This window comes from Microbacterium sp. bgisy207, assembly GCF_965345035.1.
Lineage (GTDB): Bacteria > Actinomycetota > Actinomycetes > Actinomycetales > Microbacteriaceae > Microbacterium.
Genome location: NZ_CBDRMG010000031.1, coordinates 1 through 1,449 on the forward strand (window position 1 = coordinate 1; position 1,449 = coordinate 1,449).

Sequence of the window (1,449 nt, forward strand, 5' to 3'; positions counted from 1 at the left end):
GGGGGTGTCAGATGGTCTGTGTGAGTGGGGTTCACCTCGAAGGAGAACATCATGGAGACCATGGCTATCAGTCCGGAGCGCGAGGAGCGCAGGCGTCGGCAGAAGGAGCTCGCTGATCAGTTGAAGTCGTCGGGTGCGATGGATGAGATCTTCGCGAAGATCGATGCCGGCACCCCGCTGACGGGCGATCAGGGGCTGCTCGGTGGCATGCTGAAGGCCGCGCTGGAGCGGGGCCTGGACGCGGAGCTGACCGAGCACGTCGGGTACGAGCGTGGTGATGCGGAAGCGTCGCTGTATCCGAACTCCCGCAACGGCACGACGCCGAAGACGGTGTCGACCGAGATCGGTGAGATCGACCTATCGGTCCCGCGGGATCGGAACGGGTCGTTCACCCCGATGCTCGTCCCGAAGGGGCAGCGCCGGCTGGATGGGCTGGACGGGATGATCATCTCGCTCTATGCCGGCGGGATGACCATCCGCGATATCCAGCATCATCTCGCGAACACGATCGGCACCGAGCTCAGCCATGAGACGATCTCGAAGATCACCGACCAGGTCGCCGACGAGGTCCTCGCGTGGCAGACCCGCCCATTGGAAGCGTTGTATCCGGTGATCTATCTCGACGCGATCATCGTGAAGATCCGTGACGGCGGTCACGTGCGCAACAAGGCCGCGCATATCGCCGTCGGGGTCGACATGGACGGGATCAAGCACGTCCTGGGTATCTGGGTGCAGGCCACCGAAGGCGCGAAGTTCTGGGCATCGGTCTGCGCCGAGCTTGCCAACCGTGGCATCCGCGACGTGCTGATCGTCTGCACCGACGGGCTCACCGGATTTCCCGAGGCGGTCGCGGCGACGTGGCCGCAAGCGACCGTGCAGACCTGCGTGGTCCACCTGATCCGCGCGGCGATGCGGTTCGTGAACTACAAAGACCGCAAAGCCGTCGCCGCCGCGCTGAAACCGATTTACACCGCGGTGAACGAGGACGCCGCGCTCGAAGCGCTCGAGGCGTTCAGCGACTCCGAGCTCGGCCGCCGCTACCCCTCGGCGGTGAAGACGTTCCAGGACGCCTGGGACCGGTTCACCCCGTTCCTGGCGTTCCCGCCCGAGCTGCGCCGCGTGATCTACACCACCAACGCGATCGAGTCGCTGAACTACCAGCTGCGGAAAGTGACGAAATCGCGGGGTCACTTTCCCAACGACGCCGCCGCGGTCAAGCTGCTCTGGCTGGCGATCTGCGACATCGAAGACAAGCGCGCCCGAGAACGCGAGAAGGAACGCGGGCGCCCCTCCAGCCAGCGAAAAGCTTCCGGCCGACTCATCGAGGGCAACGTGACCACGAACTGGAAACAAGCCCTCGAACAACTCGCACTCGCCTACCCCGACCGCATCACCCCCTACCTCTAACCACCAACACCAACCCGCTTACACAGAAGACTTGACAAGCCC

1 protein-coding gene is annotated in these 1,449 nt (G+C 64.4%); it reads left to right on the plus strand.

Annotation, left to right across the window (positions count from 1 at the left end):
• Window positions 1–60 precede the first annotated feature (60 nt).
• Window positions 61–1,407 (plus strand): IS256 family transposase, encoded by a 1,347-nt coding sequence (locus ACSGC5_RS14885; protein ID WP_228481089.1) that lies wholly within the window; start codon window positions 61–63, stop codon window positions 1,405–1,407.
• The last annotated feature ends 42 nt before the right edge of the window (window positions 1,408–1,449 follow it).

Coding starts and splice junctions, on each gene's coding strand:
- ACSGC5_RS14885 (WP_228481089.1), top strand. CDS start 61: ATGGCTATCAGTCCGGAGCGCGAGGAGCGCAGGCGTCGGCAGAAGGAG.